This is a genomic window from Paenibacillus albidus (assembly GCF_014644435.1).
Taxonomy (GTDB): Bacteria; Bacillota; Bacilli; order Paenibacillales; family Paenibacillaceae; genus Paenibacillus_AQ; species Paenibacillus_AQ albidus.
Genome location: NZ_BMKR01000040.1, coordinates 1 through 18,701, shown reverse-complemented (window position 1 = coordinate 18,701; position 18,701 = coordinate 1). Strand labels below are relative to the sequence as shown.

The following is an 18,701-nucleotide window of genomic DNA, read 5'->3' as shown; positions in this document are numbered from 1 at the left end:
TTGTCCGGCCGATTGTGTGAAGAGTGATCTGTCGGTGGACAAAAACATAGCCCCATAAGAGCCCGCGCCCAGCGCGGGTTTTCTGTTTTAAGGGACCAAGTTCTTGTCCTTTGCTCAGGACAAGAACTTAGGGCTATTGCTGATTTGATAAATGTCTAATGGCTTTTTTTGAGGCCTTATTCTGAGAAGTTGACTTAAATTAGTGAAAATTTACAATTCATTTTCTTTTGTTAGCTCAACAATCCTGCTGGCCGCGGTCGGCGGAAGTATTGAATACAGAGGAATTATCGGCACGTACATTGCTGTGTATCCCCTTCACCAGCTGGAAGAATGGCTACAGCAGGCCGGTTACGAGGTTGAAGCTCATTGCGGCATACATAACGTCTACGGATATATCGATGACAATGACATCAAGCATGATGAAGCCTGGCATGAACAAGTCCGGAGCCTGGAGCTGACAATTGTCAGGCTCAGTCCTTACCGGGATAATGCGGTGTTCACACATATCATTGCGTGGAAAGCTTAACACAATAACCCCAAGGCCCTTTAGAACAAGATAAAGGGTCTTGGGGTTATTATTTAAATAATATAAACCAGCTTTTTGATGGGGATGTCTCTGCAATGCTGTAGTCTTCAGAACAGGTACATCTGATCAACTGTTCCCAGTGCGAATTATCAGCTCATGATCGGCTCCCGTGCAGGAGCGGCTACACGCGGATACATTTGACGCATGAAGTTTTTATCTGTTTCCGACAGGGTGGTGTTGAACGGCGTACCTCTTCCGTCGCAGGTCAATTCACCCGGGAAAGGATACAGCATGATTGAATTGCGGTCAAATGCAGTGAAGTTTGTATTTAAGGGGCTTTCTTTATCCAATACATTGTGTCTTGTTGTCTCCTCGTCCCAGCCCCTTCTCCGGAAATAGTCCAGAACGACTTGTTCGTTCCAGCAGATACTGGACGATGGACTCTGGTGCTCATGAATACATCCCAGGGCATGGCCGAATTCATGCATGACGGTTCTTTCGAACTCCGATTCCTCGGTATCCTGGTCAAACCAGCCGAAATTCATGGTTGCCCCCATATTGGACAGCAGCGCATCCGTCCCTACGGCCGAATAGGCTTTCCCTTTGTCGAGAAAGGTAATCCGGATCTCCGCCTCCAGGTGATCGCCGAAATCAAAGGTGATATTCGCGTACTTTTCCCATTCCTTGGCCCAATGGACGACCTTGGCCTGAATCGCAGGCTCTCCGTCCAGAAAGCGGACGCGCAGCGTTCTGCCGTTTCGCCACAGTTTTCGGACCATAACGGCCATCTCGGGGCTGACTTCATTGCGGACGGTCATGTTCTCTAAGGCGTCGGCTTCCAGTTCAAGCGGGCCGGAATTATCCGCGCGTTCTTTTATTGCGATGGATACCGCTTCGTTGATTTTGTCGGCAGGTGGCTTCAAGATGACACAAATCTTCAATGAGTTCTGCGGTTCGGTCATTGACGCTGCTCCTTTTCGTGATGAGTATTTTTTAACCAAACTATATTATGAACCAAGGATCACCCGGTATCCGGATTAATTTTTGGAAAATCGGCAAATGCGCTGCAGTGGCTTAACACGTTAACAAAAAAAGGAGGGGATGATATGAAAAGATACACAAATAATAACCACGCAGCTAAAAGCTGAAATTTGTTACAAGAGGTGAATCATGTCAACGTTAGTAGGCAATGCAGATGATGTACAGCTGCCTCCGGTCGAAACGGTAAGTGTGCGGCAGCATGTGAAAGAAATCCCGAAAGGCGTGCAGATGATCCAGGCCCCGCAATTCTGGGAACAAGGAAATTATGGGAAGGGGATTATGATCGCGGTCCTGGATACAGGCTGTGATGCCGAACATCCCGATCTGCGCGAGCGGATTATCGGCGGTAAGAACTTCACCGATGATGACGATGGAATTCCCCGCGTGTACAAGGACTACAACGGACATGGAACGCATGTGGCCGGGATTATCGCTGCGACGAAGAATGGGGACGGCGTGGTCGGCATCGCTCCCGAAGCGGGGCTGCTGATTCTGAAAGTTCTCAACCGTCAAGGGCACGGAAGAGCGGAATGGATTGCCCAGGCGATTCATTATGCGATTGACCAGAATGTACAGATCATCTCGATGTCATTGTCTTTTGCAACTGACCACAAAGGGATCCATGATGCCATTAAGCGTGCAGTGGACAACGATATTATTGTCGTGTGCGCAGCCGGAAATACGGGGAAAGAAGAGTTTCGTTATCCGGCCGGCTTCAATGAATCGACTTCAGTCGGAGCCATTAATTTCAACTCTGATTCGGCACCATTCCTGACGATGAATAATGAAATTGATCTGCTAGCTCCGGGTGTGGAGATCAAGTCGACGTATCCGCTGGAGCTGGCGGAGGATAAATCCATCCCCTACAAAATCCTTTCCGGCACCTCGATGGCTGCCCCGCATGTAGCCGGGGCATTGGCGCTGCTGATCAATAGCTGCCAAAGTGCGGAACAGTTCAACCGTCAATTGACCGAGCCGGAGCTTTACGCCCAATTGACGAAGCGGACGATCCCGCTGGGAAGACCTAAATCCGTTGAAGGCAACGGTCTGTTGTATCTTACCGCCGACAAGCTGCTGGAGGAACATTTACGGCAACACCCGGTCAATGTCAGTGAATATGCCTAATCTAGAAGAGCAAAAAGGCTGGATAACGAAAATATGTACAAATATTCGTAAGGAGTGAATATAGATGGCTGATACATTGCATAATATGGTGAGCGGTAAAGGAGAAGTTATGGCCGCCGCTACCAATACAGCGGCTGATTCGGCGCAGACCGAAGCTTTTCAAGGAACGGGTACGCTCCCCAATGGGGGGACGGCGGAGGCAGATATCGAAGACAAACAGCTTCCATCCATTGAGTCGTTGCTATTTGTGAATAAAGAGGACGTCTGCCAGCCTGATGACAGGCTTAGAGTAATGGACACGGCGAAATTCCCCTGGTCCGCGGTCTGCCGGTTAATTATTACACTGGATGATGGACGTCAGGGCGTTGGGACGGGGTGGCTATGTGGTCCGGGTACGGTGATTACTGCGGGGCATTGTGTATTTGACAGCGAAACTAGAAAGTGGCATAAATCGATAGTCGTCATTCCCGGTAAAGATGACAGACGCGAACCTTATGGACGTTTCACGATTACAACCGAGCATTTCTGGTCCGTCAACGGCTGGGTTCAAGATGGCAATCAGGAGTATGACTACGGGGCAATCATTCTAAATTCTACCATCGGCAACAACACCGGCTATTTTGGCTTCAGGTATGATCCTAATGACACTATCAATCAGAAGCCTATATTGAATACAGGCTATCCTTCTGATAAGAACGGAACACAGTGGTACATGAAGGGGATTGTCGATAACGTGCAGGCGCGAAAAGTATATTACAAACTGGACACGATGGGCGGTAACAGCGGAGGTCCGGTATGTCTAGGCGAGACCAATCAAGTCATTTGTATTCACGCTTACGGCGGTTGTGCTGTCACCGGCAGCAACTCCGGTACCCGGATTAACCGTGATGTGTACGCCAATGTGCTGAAATGGAAGGAAGCCGGCGCATCTCCCCAAGCATCCGCAGAAGCCGGACACGAAATGGTAACGGTATGAGTCGGTCATCGGCGGCTGGACGCATGCCCGAGAACAGACGCGAGCTGATCGTTATATCAGACCCCGGTGTATTAAATCCTCCAGAGAGCTCCTTGATTCAACCACTGCCTACAGTCCATACGCTATTGTCGGAATTGTCTGCGGAGATGGGAGAACCCTTTCAACTGCTCCCTTTATTTGCGCGGGAACCGGAAGCTGAAACTGAAACTGTTGATATGACCGCTGAAATGGCCGAGGCCATAGAGGGATTGCACAACTTCTACAGGGTCGACGCTCCCGAAGATAAATTGGATCAGATTGCCGAGAAATTGCGTCAAGACAGCCGGATTCAAGGTGCTTATGTCCGGCCTGAACCGGAAATTCCCCGTCCTGTTGCATTGGAACCGGAGAAGGATGTATCCCCCTTGCCGTCAGCTACTCCGGATTTCGGCGAACGGCAGGGTTATTTAAATGCGGCACCGGCCGGGATTGATGCGTATTATGCCTGGACACTACCCGGCGGTTATGGTAACAGAGTGCGGATCATTGATCTTGAAGGCGGCTGGAACTTTGCACATGAGGATTTGCAGTTCAATGAGCAAGGTGTCATTGGTACGGCGAATGATTATAACGATCACGGGACTGCCGTGCTTGGGGTGATGGGCGGAGATCACGATGCCAAAGGGATTAAAGGAATTTGCCCCGAAGCGCGCATAGCGGGCATCGCCTGGAATGAAAGCTGTGCGTCTGCAGGGGACAGCCCCGACGTGCTTCTGGATTCCATCCGGATTTGCGCCCCGGAAGCGATACGCAAAGCGGCTGATCAATTGCGGACCGGGGACATTTTGCTGCTGGAAATGCATGTCCCCGGTCCGCACTATAATTATGTCTGGCGTCCCGATCAACGTGGATATATTGCCATTGAATGGTACCCCGATATGTTGGCTGCGATAAAATATGCTGTTGCTAAAGGGATTCTTGTTGTGGAGGCGGCGGGGAACGGCGGCGAAAATCTGGATGCTCCGATGTACGATCAGCCCAAAGATGGCTTTCCTCCCAACTGGAGCAATCCCTTCCGCAGACAAGGAAGGGATTCTGGAGCCATTCTTGTCGGAGCAGGCGCTCCCCCGAAAGGAACCCATGGCCGAAATCACGGTCCCGAACGCTCTAGACTGGACTTCTCCAATTATGGATCGGCGATTGACGCCCAAGGTTGGGGTAGGGAAGTGACTACTGCCGGTTATGGCGATCTATCACGGGGCAGCGGCGAGAATTCGTGGTATACCGACCAGTTCAGCGGCACCTCCAGTGCATCTCCGATTGTTGCCGGCGCTCTGGCATGCTTGCAGAGCATTCATCTGACCCGCGGCGGACGGCAGCTGCCCTATGCAACTGTGAGGGAGATGCTGCGCACAACGGGCACTCCGCAGCAGGACGCACCGGGCAGACCTGCCAGCCAACGGATTGGCAATCTGCCGGATTTGAGGGCAATGATCTCACGTTTGAACGGATTTTAGGGAACAAGTTTACCGCCATGTGGATTTTGTCAGCATATGAAAGGAGTGGGCTTTGCATTGAGTAATGTAGACACGCAGTATGAAATCAAGTTTCTGCTCGATGCCAACCAGGTGCTTACGGATGAGCATACATTGCGTACAGAGCTTGTGCATTTAGATCTCGGAAGGGCAACAGATGGATATCTGCTTCATGGATACGCCAGAACTGGATTTCTTCCGCGATAATTGGATATTGCGTGCCCGGCTCAAACTGAATAAAGATCAATGGGAGATCACCTATAAGAAGAGGTTTAACTTTTCTGAGGGTCAAGAACTGCAGCATTTAATGGATCATGCAAAGGAGCTTGGATTTGATCTTGAGGACCCCACCTGCAAACAAGAGGTTGATTGGAGCGGAGCTGACCGTACGTTTGATCTTTCCTATGAAGTAAAAGCAAAGATCGTCCAAGCGGATAACTTGGATGAGTGGAGAGGCATTCTGGATGAAAATGCCCCGCCAATGCTGAAGACTCAGAAATGGGGAGAACGCGACTTTAGTGCCATTCTGACAGAAACCAGGGTGTTAGGCCCAATTACTGCTCACAAGTATAAGGGACAATGGAGCGGATTTCAGGAGAGTGTGGAGATCTGGACGGTGGCCGGCAATTCTATCGTGGAGATATCGATAGAGGAGACAGGATTAGAGGCAGCGGAAAGCAGCCACCGGACAATGGAGAGTCTGCTGCTGGTGCAGCAAAAATTGCTCACGATTCAGCATAAAATTTCAAAAACTGGCTGGGCGCTGGATATACTTCAGCATCCAGCTAAAAGAGAGGATCCCTTTTCGCTGTTGCTTCAGGGTGGCTTTAATCTGTACTTTCGCCATGCACGGCCGGTTGGGGGCAGCGGTGATGAAGACCATCTAAGCGAGTTGGGGGAAGTACAGGCGCGGCAGTTAGGGGAAATTTTGAGGAATAAAAAAATTCCGTTGCAAATACCGGTTTTATCCAGTCCGGTTATCCGTGCGCTGCAGACGGCTGTCTTGGCTTTTCCGAATGAGGGTGAGGTGAAAACCGATGAACGCCTGCCCAGGGTAGATGGATTACTGCAGGTGCTGGAGGAGAAGCCGGAGCTCGGAACCAATCAGGTTTTGGTTGCCCACTATCACACATTCAAGAATCAGCTCCAGGAGTTTCTGGATCATATAGGTTTGGTCATCCTCCAACCCCTAGGAGCAGAGCAAGGATACCGGATCATCCGACAACTGGATATCTTGCAAACATCGCTGGTAAAGTATGGTAGCTGAGTTATTGAACCGGCAGCCTCCAATGACAACAATTGAATCGGGGAGTGAAAAAAGGACGGTGAATTCGCCGTCCTTTTCACATTAGAGACTTTCGCAAAATGCTTAAAAATAGTAGCCTCACAAGTTATACGATGGTTCATTAGACAACACGAAGATTCCAGAATAATAAGTTAAAATCAAATAGGAGAATGTGTTCACACTCATGTTAATGGTAAATCAATACCTGGGGAGTTAAACCAGCTAGACCAGATGAAATTCCAAAGAAGAGATAAAGATGATGAATACATTAAAATGGATTCAGAACTGGTACTATGAAAAACTGTAATGGTGATTGGGAACATTCATATGGTGTGAAAATTGATACAGTGGATAATCCCGGACGGTCTGTTGAAATCAACTGGGCGGAAACTTATTTAGAGGATCAGCCGATTGATTCGATAGAAGAAGAGAGAACTGATAAAGATTGATTCTACTGTATTGTGAGGGATGGAATATTTCATGGTGCAGGCGAAACATCGAATCTAGAAGAGATACTTATTTACTTTAAAAATTGGGCTTCAAGCATAGAAAGACAATAATTACGCAATAATCAAAATGGGGATCTTGATTAGGTAGTATGTTCAATCAAAGTCCTCATTTTATACTGTCTGACTTTAACAAAAAGCAGTTTTCGAGGGAAAAACATGGTACGATTACCGATTAGGTAAGTATCTAGTCGGTTTTCCCTCGTTAATTCATTATCGTTAATCTTCATGTATCTAACAACAGCAGTTAGTGATGAATTAAGTAACAAAGAAATTAGAGAAGATCTAAAAGAATTTCAGAAGAATTTCTCTGATTTATTAGGTCGTTTCTGAAAACTCATCATTGAGTTAATTTGAAAATGGCAGCTACGTATACAAAAGCCAGGAATGACTTGGCTAACTTGTCGTAACGAGTAGGCACACGGCGAAAGTGTTTGATTTTATTGAAAAAGCACTCCACTAAGTGGCGTTCTTTGTAGCGATACCAATCGACTTTCCATGGGTTTTGACTATTCGTTTTAGGCGGGATGGTGTAGGATGCCTGCTTAGCTGTAATCCAATTCCGAATCGCTTCTGAGCCATAAGCTTTGTCGCCAAGAATATGACTTCCTGTAATATCAAGCTTCTGAAGTAAATCGATCGCTGGAACGGAATCGTAGACTTGACCACCCGTCAGAAGAAAAGCGAGGGGGTTTCCTAATCCATCGACGACGGTGTGAAGTTTGGTTGTCTTTCCGCCACGACTGACGCCGATGTGCTGATTCACTTCGTGTCCTTCAACGTTTTTTTAGCACCGGCACTATGTTGATGTATGAGTATGAGCCGGTTCTTCGTCGTCTCAATAGTAATGAAAATATTTTAGAATACCGGATGAAATCGAGAAGTGATTTTACCGGATCCAAGGCATATCAGCAAGTAAGCTATTCGTATATAGGGGATTATACAGGCAATAAACCTTATGAGTTTCCGCTAAATTTACCTGACGACTTTCGTTATAGTACTGCGTCTACAGTAATAAGTAGTTCAGCCAGCAATGGGCTTACCACTACAAACACATTTGATAAAGAAGGCAGAGTTCTTCGTACAGAGGTCCGAGAAGCGGGCGGGGAACGGAAAGTAACGGAGAATACCGCCTTTCATCCTCTTTTCATCCAGTCGCCTACCCGATCAACTTTTTCGGAATATGGACCCCAGGACAGTGAAGCCACTGCAAATCACCGATACAGTGAAACTAACTATAACGAATGGGGGCAGCTTCAGAGCCAAACCGACTCTTTAACCAGTGATCAATTTAATAATCCCTCGGTGAAGCAGCACTATACAACAACCTATGAATATGAACCTAAATATCGGTTATTGGCAACAAAATCTTGGTATCAAAATGAAGGAGATACTACACCATTAACCGAGCGTTACACTTACACTGCCCAAGGAAGACCAGAGACGGTAACGAACGCGTTAGGAGAGCAAACCGTATTTAGCTATAGATTTATTAATTGGACTAAAGTAGTAACAGCTGAAAAAACGGTTAACGGAAAATTGGTTGCTAAAACTGCAGAGTTGTTCGGTGAGCAAGGAAGACATGCCTATCCTACCGAGCAGCATCAAATGTTCAATATTGGACGATCTGACGAGCAAATTGTAAAGACTAAAATGAGTTACTATATGGGAAGCGGAAGGCTAAAAAGTAAAAGTGATGGTAATGGGCAAACTATTCAGTATGAATACGATGCGGCGGGTCGACTGAAAAAAGAAACGTATCCAGTGAGGACCAATTCAAACGGACAATCATTCAGTGAAGTCATGGAATATAACTATTCCAACATGATCTCCAGTAACTTTGATTCCGTGAATGCAGGTACACCTGTCCTGAAAGTGGATTCAATTAAAACCGTAACCCAATTGTCCAATAACGATACCGTTAGAACGTATGCGAATATACTCTATAATGGAGTAGGGCTTGCGTTGATGGAAGAGCGTTATGATGAGAATGTGGGCAAATGGGTCTTCACCCAATATCATTATGATGATCAGGGCCGCCCGGTGTATCAGAAGGATGCACTCGGTAATGAGATTACGGTGGGATACGATGCGTGGGGAAGACAGAACCGTTCAACGGATCCCTATGGCAACGTGTATGTAATAGACTATAATTTGAAACAACGAAAGTCCGAAAGTTATCTGGTTGCCGCTGGCACCCAGGAACGATTAAATTATCTGGAAACTGTTTTTGATCCATGGGGCCAGCCGCTTACCAAGAAGACATACAAAGACTGGCCAAGCCAATCCCAACCTGTATCTGAAAGCTTTCGTTATGATATTACCGGGAACGTGATAGGCTATACTGACCCAGTGAATCATCTGAACGACGCTGGGGTAACCACATCGTATAGCTATGATGCTTTAAATCGGCTTATTTCAGTTTACGATGCACTGAATCAGCGAACACGCTACACCTATGATGGTACAGGTCAGCTTTCTAAAGTAACCGTACAAGCCAAAGGTGGAGCGGAGCAAACATTAAATACCAAGAGCTATAATGAAATTGGTTTAATGACCAGTAAGCTTGATGGGGCATCGCAAAGTGAAAGCTTGTCTTATAATGCTTTGGGGCAGTTAACGAGCAAGACAGATCGCAACGGCAGTGTGTTCGGATACAGTTATGACGAAGGTGGTCAGATCAAGTCCAGCACGGTGAGCGGGACCATCAATAATACAGCGCAGACGCTGAAGATCGAGAACGTTTATGGAGACGGATCGCCGCGAAAACATACGACGAAGCGTTATGAGAATGGAGTCGTCCAAACGACACAGCAGTTGACGATGGACAGTCTGGGTCAAGTGCGCCAAAACATTTCTACCGTTCATTCCTCTGCGGGTGCATTCCATATTGTGAATGTATTAAACCAGAGAGATATCTTAGGGCGGATTACACAAGTCATCGACAGTTACCTGAACTTTTACACCCATTATCAATATAACAAACAGCGATTAGACAAAGTGCAGGTGAATGGTGGATCTGCGTTAACCAGCACAGCAGCAGCCAATGTACAATACAGCTACTACGCCAATGGTCCCGTACAGTCGATTACGTACCCAGCGCTGACAAACGGCAGTGTGCTGAAGACAGGGTACACGTATAATAAAGCGCTCAACTGGGTGGAGAGCGTGACGAATACCAAAGGCAGCACGGTACTCTCCAAATATGTGTATGGGTATGACAATAATGGGAATATCACCTCGGCCACGGAAACAAAAAGTAATGGTGCAACCCAAACGACAACGTATGCTTACGATGCCCTGAACCGGTTAACGACAACGGTCCATCCGGGTGGCGGCCGCGACACCTACACGTATGACGTACGAGGAAACCGGTTGACACTGGAGCAAAGCGTGAGTAATCCGGCGGAGTTCCAGGACACCAGCTACAGCTACGACTTGCAGAATACCTTAACTTCATTAACAAAGGGCAGTAGCAAGACGGATTTCACCTACTATGCAGATGGTCTGCGGTTCAAGAAATCGACTAGCGGGGTGCAAACCCAGTACAACTACAACTTTAACGGCGAAGTGATTACGGAAGAGAAAAGCAACGGTCAGAAGGCCAACTACGTGCGCGGGGATCGGGTGCTGGTCAAGAAAGATAAGGGTACAAGCAAAGACTACTATTACCTGTATAACGGTCATGGTGATGTGGTACAGATCGTAGATACAAGTGGAAACATCGTCAACAACTATGCGTACGATGAGTGGGGGAATATCACCAGTCAGACGGAAGGGATCTCGAACCCATTTAAATACACGGGTGAGATTTATGATGAAGAGACCGGTCTTTACTATCTGCGGGCGAGGTATTATGATCCGAGTATCGGGCGGTTTTTAAATGAGGATACGTATGAGGGGCAGATTGATAATCCGCTGAGTTTGAATTTGTATACGTATGTGGAGAACAACCCATTAACTCATGTCGATCCCTCAGGGCATTATACTGAGAACCAAGTGGATGCAATGATTACAATTGCCAGGAAATATGGAGAAAAATCACAGGTTTATTGGGATATTAGAAGCGATCTTGGTGAACAAAAGCCGATACAATATCTTAGCAAAAGCCAAAGAAATCAATGGTTATATCTCTTTGAGATGGCTACATCTTCTGAAAGCACAGATGGGCAGGCTTCATGGGCTAAGAGCCAATTAATGGAAATATATGGTGAAGATCAAGCCATAAAAGATACAGCTTTTAGCATGGTTATAGGTATGACTGGTGGTGGGGGTAAAAACAAACCCTTAACAACCCAAATAAAAGGTCAGACTTTGATGTTGACAAATAAACAGACAGAGGCGCTAGCTAAATACCTTGGCTTCACGAAAACAAATTATAAAGTTAAGAATAAACCTGTTTATTCTGATGGGAAAAATTACATTGTACAGGATATCGACTCACATAATGGGGGAATATGGAAAATGGCGAAATCAATAAATGAATTAACCAGTAAATCTACTCGGTCAGGTACTTTTGATGCACTCTTAACTAAGATTGGAGAATAAGATGTATTATTATTCTTGGAGAATTACTAAATATAATCCAGCTAATCGTATTAATGGGGTTTATACAAAACAGGAATGGACTTCAATAGGCGATATTGAGAAGGTGTATCCAGATGGTGAATTTTTGATTGAACATTATTTACATACTGAATCGTTGTATATAATGGCTATAACTTCAATAATGAAAGAGATGAAAATAAACTCACTTCAAGTGACTAGCTTTGAGAAATATGATTTTGGCCTTTTGGAGGACAGATTTCGTTTCATTTATTCTGACGAAATAATAGAACTCTATAGTAATATAAAGAATGGTGATTTTGTTTCTGGGAATGAATTGGAGTTATTATGTAAATTAATTCTAAGAGAAAAGCTTTGGTGCAAACTTCAGAGTAGTAGTATGTTTGTTCACTTTGGATTTGATTATTACATGTATATTGGAAGTAGATTAGAGTGTAGTGATTCTTTAGAGTTAATAAGTAATTCAGGTCTGTTTATTGAACCTTTTCAATCACCTTATTTAGAGGAAGAATAGCACTTTATTTTATACCACATGTGAGTCACATACTCCATGTGGTTCTTTCTTTTGAAAAAGCATCAGACATTCCGAGTGTGTCATAGTATAGTTGGTTTAGTGTGACATACTAAGTATGTCGGTGAATGTGATGAAAGGATTACAATTTATAGCAGATACGTTTCATATGTAAGCGTCAAGCCCAGCACACCTGTAAACCATAGGCCAGTCATGAGATCATAGGCATATCTTAAATCAAGGAGATCTGCCTGATGACGAAAGCATAGCAACGCCTTAAGGAATGGACCGAACGCATCGAAAATACGTTTTTGGTGGTTATACAGGTAATTATTACACGGTCAGCAACGGAGTTTTTAGTAACATTGTAGAAGTTTATGATCCAGCGACTGATATATTAATAAAAAAAAGGCAAATGTGTCGAAATATCTCATGGACCAAACTACAGCAAGTTTTAATGGGGAAATATACCTTTTTGGTGGATTGTCATTCACAGACAGATATGTTTCGTATAACAATGTATACGAATATGATCCGATTAGTGATACTTGGGCAGAGAAAAATAAAGTGGATAGAAATGTACACGTAGCTACGGTAGTCACTTATAACAATAATATTTACTTGGTAGGTGGAAGAGTCTTTAGTAACGGATCAATTTATTCCTACGATACTTTGCGTGTGTATAATCCGGCGAACGATACATGGGACACTAGGGCAAGGATGAACTATACTCGAGGAGGACCGGCAGTCGGTGTAGTAAATGATAGAATTTATGCTGTTGGGGGAGTAGGCCCCACTACAGAAACTAACTCAACAGAATTCTATAATCCTTTGCTTGATAAATGGGAGACGTATAGTAATTTAAATGAAGCTAGAAGCGGGACTAGTACCTTGACCAATTCTGATTTAATCTTTAAGCTCTCCCTATAAGAAGAATTTGGGAGGATATCACATAAACAAAAAATACGAGATTTAACTCCAAGTAGAGGAACGCCAACGGATTGAGCAACTCCTTCACAGCGTTTCCACATATAAAGGTATTCGAAATCGTTGTCTCGTACTTCTTCTTGCAGACGAAAGCCAGGGAGTGATTCCCACTCACGCGGAAATTGCCAGGCGCGTGGGAGTCAGCCAAGTCACGGTACACAACACGGTTAGAGACTATTGCACTCGTGGGATTCAAGAGACTCTGCGTTACCGTGATCGTACCGAGCCTGCACGGCCTTCTCAAGTGACTGGGGAGGTCGAGGCACCATCGTCGCTCTGGCCTGCTCCGAACCTCCTAAAGGCTATGCCCGCTGGACGGTGCGTCTGTTGACTCGCCGAGTGATTGAATTGAATATTTTGGAGTCCGTAGGACGGGAGACGATTCGAACGACTTAACAAAAACAAGGCTTAAGCCTCACCTGAAAAATAGTGGTGTATTCCCGCTAAATCCAGCAGCGAATTTGTTGCTCGTATGGAGGATATACTGGAAACCTATGCCCTTCCATACGACCCGGAAATTCCACTGATTTGTATGAATGAGCAACCCGTTCAATTGCTGGATCATTCGAGGCCTCCACAAATGTTGAAGCCTGGACAAGTTCAGAAAGAAGATTACGAATATATCCGTAAAGGAAGCTGCAGCCTGTTTATGTTCACGGAACCGCTGGCAGGGTGGCGTCACGTGCAGGCTTCGGAAAGACGCACTAAATCCGACTGGGCCCTACAGATCCAAGAACTGCTAGAAGTCGATTATCCAGAGGCGAAAAGAATTCGACTGGTCATGGACAACTTGAACACCCACACGATCTCTTCCTTGTATGAAACCTTTGCACCTGAACAGGCTTTAGCGCGAAACGGTTAGAAATCATTACTCCCCTAAGCATGGCAGTTGGCTGAACATCGCAGAGATTGAACTTAGTGCACTGACGATTCAGTGCCTGAACCGCCGAATCGCCTCTATGACCGAATTACAAAGTGAGGTATCGGCATGGGAAACCGAACGTAATCAATTTCAGAAATCGATTGATTGGCAATTTACCACCCAGCAAGCAAGAGGGAAATTAAAACCTCTCTATCCTCAAATTTGATGCGGTCAAGGTACTATTTTGTTTCAAATGGGCTTTTCTTATCTGCTCGTCCAATGTTTTTTCGGGTAAGTCTTCAAAACATCCAAGAAAAGAGATTGGAAACTCAAGAACATCGGAGAGCCTTTTTAATGAGGAAGTACGGAGTATTTTTATTTCTTTCTATATTAAAGAGTGCTTTCAAGGAGATTCCTATTTTGACGGCAAGGTCAACTTATGCAAAATTTAGCGCCACTATAGCAATGGGAAATAAGGTTGGGGGATACGAGGTTGAGATTAAACCGCTGCTTCCATTTAGGGTCATGAAGGAGAACTTCTTGTTCCTCAGTAGTAACCAAGGGGAGAAAATCAATGTCTTCATGGGAGAGCCGCAGGCTGCATTTACTTTGGTGAAGGGGAAGATGGAATCACCGTGAGGTAACCAGCCGCTGTGTGAAGACCGACGGATCGGGTGTGGTCGTGGACGTTTAAAATCGGGAAGAAGATCTCAATCAAAGGTACGTTGTTTGAACGGGAAGGCGATAGTGGCGTAGCTGAAGAAGATTCCGAGGAAGGTAGAACGTTGATCCTGAGCACTCAGGCGATCAGTCAGAAGAACAGTCGGATGGAGTAGGGCTAACTCTGGTTGTAGAGATGGTGATAAGGGCGAGAAGCAAGGAGACGGAGTAGCTGAAGGGAGGGAGACGGAGAAACCTCAGGTGAGAGTGAGTAGCGGTTATAAGAGTCAAGGTGAGGAACAAGACACTGGCGGCACCTTGGAAGATGTGGGCAAGGAAGCACTTGAAGCATTCATTCTGAGCAATCGTCCTGTTTACAATGACACAGGTGTAGGAACTGCTGAGATAGAGAGCATGCTTTTAGCGCTTGGCAATAAATGAGAAGATAATCTATATTGTTGCTGATGTATACTTGCTTGGTCTTTATACTTATTTAACGGTTTTGGATTCAAATAAGTAGGGCGGATGTATCGTCCTCATATTTTGGAGACCTTTCCGACAAACAGTGAAAAATTGACATCACTAATTATGTATCCAGTAATTTTGCTGCTATTTATATTATCACATTAACTGAAGTCGCTCATTATTGGGCGGAATTATATTGAAGAAGAAGCAACAACAGCGGTTATTAGACCCACCAAGGCAGCCAGTTAAGTGTAGAGGCTGTATATGGGGCATATGGACTGGAACCAAACAGTGCTGTTCACGTATTCACTGTCAGAGTAAAAAATAAGCATTAACTTAAAATTAAGAATTATGATAAAAGGGGGAGCAACTGTGGATGGAAAACCTTTAGTTGATACAACAAAAGTATGGGAAAAAGCCACTGCGCATATTTCACATTACTTAGATTTAAAAAAAGGGGTAACTGAGAGTGAAGTAGTTGAAGTATTAGGTGATGCATTTAAACTTGTAGGATTTGTAAAGAATACTACGACTCTCATAATGCAAAAAAGGTTCGAATCATTTTTAAAAGGATTTAATTCTGAAGGAACACCAACAGAGGCACAAATTGAAAAATTAATTGATTATATTGATGATGAAACTAAGGCGGAATTTATTGCTGATACTTTTTCTAAAATAATGCTTGCGCGTTCAAGCAAGGCTTGTCTCATCATGGGAACGTTACTTAATGAATTTTTAGAAAAGAAAGATCAACTTACTCATGATAAATTAGTATGTATGCAAGCACTTTCCCAGTTTTTTGATGATGATATTAAAAACTTTAATTTCATACGTGGTTATTTACATAACTCAAAAAAAAGAAGTGTAAGACCAACGGGGCAGTTTATAGGTAAAGCGTTCTCCAGTGCTATTTCTGAAAAAGGGTTAGATAAACATAGTGTCTTTCTTACTATTGAGAAGGCAGTTTCCGCGCAATTGCTGGTAAAGTATAACGAGGTGAAACTAGACATTGCTGAAGATGATCCATCAATTAGTAGTTCAGCAGAAGTAGAAGAGTATTTTCAAGTAACCGAACCAGGGGAATCTTTAAATTGGTATATTATTAAATGTGGGCTTTATGTTTAGATAAAATAATCGTTTACCTTAAATATTCTCATATAGGCGCTTTAACGATAAGGTTTGAAGCGCTTTTTGTAAGTCAATATCAGACGTTATGTTTTGTAACGTCTATTTTATATGGATAAATCGAAATAGGAGTAATTGGTCTATTTCTGTTGGACTTTTCAAGTTTATGGTAGTGTCAAGATAAAAAAACGATTCAACTCAAAGGAGGGTCCTTAGGGACATCAGAATCATACCTATTGAGCAGCTTAACACAGCTGGCTTTAATCTACGCGTCGACCTCCAGTGAAATGCAGGAGACCGGCGTGATTTGGATTTTTTAGAATTTGAGCTGGGGGATATTGAGGTACTGATTGCAGAGTTTTCTGACATTAAGGACACAACTTCGCTTCCCAAACTAAAGAACAAAAATTAGCATTGTTTGCATTAATGCATTCGCAGGGTTTTAGTAAGATGAAAGCTTCTCAAGTCTTAGATGAGGTAATGGGTGATGTCAAATTCAAGTTCATACCCTATGATGGAAAGTATTTTTCCTCTAAGAATGTTTCTTGGGAAAATGTAGTGGAATCAACGGGAAGTGGAGTACAAGTATGGAACAAATGTAGAAACCATGGGTGGTTTATGAGTTTGATGATATTATCGGAGCTAAGAATGGTATAGAAACCCCTTATATAAGGGTGGAAATAAGTTCGGATGGTACTGTTCATAGTTCCAATAACACCACAAGAGTATGAAAAGTATACAAAATAAGGGGTATGGTAAGACGATGTTCGAAAAATTAAGCTTCTATCCCGGTAAAATAACATACGAAGACTTTGATATCGATATTAATAAACCACTTGATTTTGAAGATGATGGATTAAAAGAAGATATGTTTAAAGTACAATACCCGGACAACTTTATCTTAGATATTGGATGGTATTCTGGAGTTAACAAATTTATTATTTATATTATTAAAGATTTTGATTGGGATAATCCAATAAAAAAAACTGAATGTGACTTAGTAGACCTTTATTCCAAAACTGAAACCTATGCAGTATATATTAGAGATTTGTTATCAAACTGAAGCCGGAGTCGCCAACACTTCTGCTTCATTGAATTCATCTCCGTATAGCCCTCATCTTGAAAACAAGGTGTGGGCTGTTTGACGCTTACGAATTAAAGAACAAGGAGCAGAAGTTGTAATATATGATTTGACATTCTACAATGTTGAATATGATTTAGAAGATATAACGGAATTAAGCGTCAAGCTTGCAAACCGTTTTAAAGATACAACCTACATGTAGGATGTTCAAGTTTGGACAAATGAAGGGATATCTAAACAGAGGTACTAAGATCACATTTCTCGATAATATACATGTAATTGGAATGTACATTGATTATTATTGCTTTAACAATGTTCTAGTTATTGTACCTTGGGAAGCTCATGATGACACACGGTTACTAGTTCCAATGAGTGCAATAAAAACGATAGAGCCTTGGAACCTCGAAGATGACGATATACTAGAAGGAGAAGGAACCTTAGTCGACACATATTATTTAAAATAATGCCTAAAAGTCTAAAAAGACCACGTGCGAGTGTAAACTCCATGTGGTCTTTTTTATTGCAACAGCACTGGACGATAACTTACTTTTTTCATACCTATAATAGACCTTCTGTGAGCCACTCTCAGACTTTGTATTGGGAATAACGAAAGGAGAAGGGCGAGATCCTCTTCGTTTCTCGCAAAGAGTTGGAGGCAGATGGCCTTATTATACGCATGGAGTTTCCCCAAGTACCTCCAAAAGTTGAATATTCATTATCTGAACATGGTCTTTCTCTCATTAAGGTGCTAAATATGATGTGCGAATGGGGGAGAAAAACAATGTGCCGGCTTTGGGGGCTGTAGTGATAGGCGCATAGCTTTTTTTGTTTAAATCAAAAGAAGCATCTTCTTTTTGACTTCATAAAGCTGCCTTTTACAGGTTGTCAACAAAATTCAAATAATCTTGTGCGCTTATTTCCAATTCGCTCGCAGACGTCTCACTTTCCGTACCGGGCACATTTTCACCTGGCTCGTTTTCCGTACCATAAAACGCAAAGAACGAACGATAATTCGCATAGCAGTATCGGAAGGTCGTTTCAAACGGAACCAATATTTGTTCAATGCCTTTTACGGCTCTAACCGCTTTCCGTCTTTTTCCAAGATGGCGATCGCTTCGATCTCGATTAAAAGATCAGGACTGACAAGTTCAGACACTCCGATGTGAGAACGAGCCGGTCTATGTCCATTGAAAAAGGCGTTATAGACTTCGTTTACTTCATTTTGCAAATCCATACGCTTATTAAAGATGGTTGTCTTAACAATATCGTTGATCGTACCTCCGGCAGCTTCCACGACAATTTTGAGATTTTCAAGAACAATTTGCGTCTGTTCTTTAATCGAGCTTGGCAGAGACATACCCGTATCGCTTCTCTCGGACTTTGGAACCCACCCAAAAGAGGGGTGACTGTAATACAGAGGATAGGCCGTAGCACCCGAGAGGTATAAGGTTGTTGCTCCATGCTTCACTTC

General features: G+C 43.9%; 20 protein-coding genes and 2 pseudogenes. 18 read left to right on the top strand and 4 right to left on the bottom strand.

The features are described from left to right. Window positions 1-202 precede the first annotated feature (202 nt). Window positions 203-526, top strand: coding sequence for a hypothetical protein (locus IEY53_RS28790; protein WP_189031096.1), 324 nt, complete (start codon window positions 203-205; stop codon window positions 524-526). A gap of 149 nt (window positions 527-675) precedes the next feature. On the opposite strand, the gene IEY53_RS28785 is transcribed toward IEY53_RS28790, so the two are convergent. Further along, complete coding sequence (locus tag IEY53_RS28785) at window positions 676-1,488, bottom strand: zinc metalloprotease (protein ID WP_189031094.1); 813 nt, start codon at window positions 1,486-1,488, stop codon at window positions 676-678. 208 nt (window positions 1,489-1,696) lie between these two features. Here IEY53_RS28785 and IEY53_RS28780 point away from each other — a divergent pair, with 208 nt between their 5' ends. The 6 genes from IEY53_RS28780 (at window position 1,697) to IEY53_RS35460 (ending at window position 6,916) form a co-directional block, all read left to right on the top strand. Next, the gene (locus IEY53_RS28780) at window positions 1,697-2,692 is read left to right on the top strand and encodes a S8 family peptidase (RefSeq protein WP_189031092.1); all 996 of its coding nucleotides are present in this window, start codon (window positions 1,697-1,699) and stop codon (window positions 2,690-2,692) included. Between the two features lie 64 nt (window positions 2,693-2,756). Then, window positions 2,757-3,668 carry a trypsin-like serine peptidase gene (locus IEY53_RS28775; RefSeq protein ID WP_189031090.1) on the top strand — a complete coding sequence of 304 codons (912 nt, stop codon included), beginning with the start codon at window positions 2,757-2,759 and terminating at the stop codon, window positions 3,666-3,668. Continuing rightward, the gene (locus IEY53_RS28770) at window positions 3,665-5,164 is read left to right on the top strand and encodes a S8 family serine peptidase (RefSeq protein WP_189031088.1); all 1,500 of its coding nucleotides are present in this window, start codon (window positions 3,665-3,667) and stop codon (window positions 5,162-5,164) included. Before IEY53_RS28775 ends, IEY53_RS28770 begins: the two co-directional genes overlap by 4 nt. Window positions 5,165-5,221: 57 nt before the next feature. Beyond that, complete coding sequence (locus tag IEY53_RS28765) at window positions 5,222-5,389, top strand: hypothetical protein (protein WP_189031086.1); 168 nt, start codon at window positions 5,222-5,224, stop codon at window positions 5,387-5,389. Continuing rightward, window positions 5,355-6,449: a histidine phosphatase family protein gene (locus IEY53_RS28760; protein WP_189031084.1), complete on the top strand. Its 1,095-nt coding sequence runs from the start codon at window positions 5,355-5,357 to the stop codon at window positions 6,447-6,449. Before IEY53_RS28765 ends, IEY53_RS28760 begins: the two co-directional genes overlap by 35 nt. A gap of 311 nt (window positions 6,450-6,760) precedes the next feature. After that, the gene (locus IEY53_RS35460) at window positions 6,761-6,916 is read left to right on the top strand and encodes an Imm53 family immunity protein (RefSeq protein WP_229696418.1); all 156 of its coding nucleotides are present in this window, start codon (window positions 6,761-6,763) and stop codon (window positions 6,914-6,916) included. A 397-nt stretch (window positions 6,917-7,313) separates the two neighbouring features. Here IEY53_RS35460 and IEY53_RS28750 read toward each other — a convergent pair whose 3' ends face one another. Continuing rightward, the gene (locus tag IEY53_RS28750; protein WP_189031082.1) at window positions 7,314-7,739 is read right to left on the bottom strand and encodes an IS5 family transposase; all 426 of its coding nucleotides are present in this window, start codon (window positions 7,737-7,739) and stop codon (window positions 7,314-7,316) included. A gap of 35 nt (window positions 7,740-7,774) precedes the next feature. On the opposite strand from IEY53_RS28750, the gene IEY53_RS28745 reads away from it, so the two are divergent. From IEY53_RS28745 to IEY53_RS28695, 11 genes and pseudogenes are all read left to right on the top strand, one after another. Beyond that, the gene (locus tag IEY53_RS28745; protein ID WP_189031080.1) at window positions 7,775-11,521 is read left to right on the top strand and encodes a toxin C-terminal domain-containing protein; all 3,747 of its coding nucleotides are present in this window, start codon (window positions 7,775-7,777) and stop codon (window positions 11,519-11,521) included. 1 nt (window position 11,522) lies between these two features. Beyond that, a complete protein-coding gene (locus IEY53_RS28740; RefSeq protein ID WP_189031078.1) occupies window positions 11,523-12,053 on the top strand; it encodes a hypothetical protein in 531 nt (176 codons plus the stop codon). Window positions 12,054-12,482: 429 nt separating this feature from the next. Beyond that, entirely contained in the window at window positions 12,483-12,980 is a 498-nt protein-coding gene (locus IEY53_RS28735; RefSeq protein ID WP_189031077.1) for a Kelch repeat-containing protein, read from the top strand. A gap of 529 nt (window positions 12,981-13,509) precedes the next feature. Further along, complete coding sequence (locus tag IEY53_RS28725) at window positions 13,510-13,899, top strand: transposase (RefSeq protein ID WP_189031076.1); 390 nt, start codon at window positions 13,510-13,512, stop codon at window positions 13,897-13,899. A gap of 97 nt (window positions 13,900-13,996) precedes the next feature. After that, window positions 13,997-14,125 (top strand): hypothetical protein, encoded by a 129-nt coding sequence (locus IEY53_RS35790; RefSeq protein WP_268240827.1) that lies wholly within the window; start codon window positions 13,997-13,999, stop codon window positions 14,123-14,125. Between the two features lie 128 nt (window positions 14,126-14,253). Further along, window positions 14,254-14,538 (top strand): hypothetical protein, encoded by a 285-nt coding sequence (locus tag IEY53_RS28720; RefSeq protein WP_189031075.1) that lies wholly within the window; start codon window positions 14,254-14,256, stop codon window positions 14,536-14,538. Between the two features lie 35 nt (window positions 14,539-14,573). Next, entirely contained in the window at window positions 14,574-14,735 is a 162-nt protein-coding gene (locus IEY53_RS28715; protein WP_189031074.1) for a hypothetical protein, read from the top strand. 91 nt (window positions 14,736-14,826) lie between these two features. Further along, entirely contained in the window at window positions 14,827-15,000 is a 174-nt protein-coding gene (locus tag IEY53_RS28710; protein ID WP_189031073.1) for a hypothetical protein, read from the top strand. A 396-nt stretch (window positions 15,001-15,396) separates the two neighbouring features. Continuing rightward, window positions 15,397-16,149 carry a hypothetical protein gene (locus tag IEY53_RS28705; protein WP_189031072.1) on the top strand — a complete coding sequence of 251 codons (753 nt, stop codon included), beginning with the start codon at window positions 15,397-15,399 and terminating at the stop codon, window positions 16,147-16,149. A 763-nt stretch (window positions 16,150-16,912) separates the two neighbouring features. After that, window positions 16,913-17,212: a hypothetical protein gene (locus tag IEY53_RS28700; RefSeq protein ID WP_189031071.1), complete on the top strand. Its 300-nt coding sequence runs from the start codon at window positions 16,913-16,915 to the stop codon at window positions 17,210-17,212. Window positions 17,213-17,858: 646 nt separating this feature from the next. Further along, a pseudogene (locus IEY53_RS28695) lies at window positions 17,859-18,035 on the top strand (winged helix-turn-helix transcriptional regulator); the annotation flags it as partial. Window positions 18,036-18,105: 70 nt separating this feature from the next. Here IEY53_RS28695 and IEY53_RS35450 read toward each other — a convergent pair. Beyond that, window positions 18,106-18,294: pseudogene (locus IEY53_RS35450) on the bottom strand (NAD(P)H-dependent oxidoreductase); the annotation flags it as partial. Between the two features lie 5 nt (window positions 18,295-18,299). Next, on the bottom strand, window positions 18,300-18,701 hold a 402-nt coding region (locus IEY53_RS28690; protein ID WP_189031070.1), incomplete at its 5' end, for a RidA family protein.

Excerpts from the sequence above, each read along its gene's own strand:
- IEY53_RS28780 (WP_189031092.1), top strand. The coding sequence starts at position 1,697 with ATGTCAACGTTAGTAGGCAATGCAGATGATGTACAGCTGCCTCCGGTC.
- IEY53_RS28760 (WP_189031084.1), top strand. The coding sequence starts at position 5,355 with ATGGATACGCCAGAACTGGATTTCTTCCGCGATAATTGGATATTGCGT.
- IEY53_RS28745 (WP_189031080.1), top strand. The coding sequence starts at position 7,775 with ATGTTGATGTATGAGTATGAGCCGGTTCTTCGTCGTCTCAATAGTAAT.
- IEY53_RS35460 (WP_229696418.1), top strand. The coding sequence starts at position 6,761 with ATGAAAAACTGTAATGGTGATTGGGAACATTCATATGGTGTGAAAATT.
- IEY53_RS35790 (WP_268240827.1), top strand. The coding sequence starts at position 13,997 with ATGACCGAATTACAAAGTGAGGTATCGGCATGGGAAACCGAACGTAAT.
- IEY53_RS28725 (WP_189031076.1), top strand. The coding sequence starts at position 13,510 with ATGGAGGATATACTGGAAACCTATGCCCTTCCATACGACCCGGAAATT.
- IEY53_RS28775 (WP_189031090.1), top strand. The coding sequence starts at position 2,757 with ATGGCTGATACATTGCATAATATGGTGAGCGGTAAAGGAGAAGTTATG.
- IEY53_RS28740 (WP_189031078.1), top strand. The coding sequence starts at position 11,523 with ATGTATTATTATTCTTGGAGAATTACTAAATATAATCCAGCTAATCGT.
- IEY53_RS28770 (WP_189031088.1), top strand. The coding sequence starts at position 3,665 with ATGAGTCGGTCATCGGCGGCTGGACGCATGCCCGAGAACAGACGCGAG.
- IEY53_RS28785 (WP_189031094.1), bottom strand. The coding sequence starts at position 1,488 with ATGACCGAACCGCAGAACTCATTGAAGATTTGTGTCATCTTGAAGCCA.
- IEY53_RS28720 (WP_189031075.1), top strand. The coding sequence starts at position 14,254 with ATGAGGAAGTACGGAGTATTTTTATTTCTTTCTATATTAAAGAGTGCT.
- IEY53_RS28700 (WP_189031071.1), top strand. The coding sequence starts at position 16,913 with ATGTTCGAAAAATTAAGCTTCTATCCCGGTAAAATAACATACGAAGAC.
- IEY53_RS28735 (WP_189031077.1), top strand. The coding sequence starts at position 12,483 with ATGGACCAAACTACAGCAAGTTTTAATGGGGAAATATACCTTTTTGGT.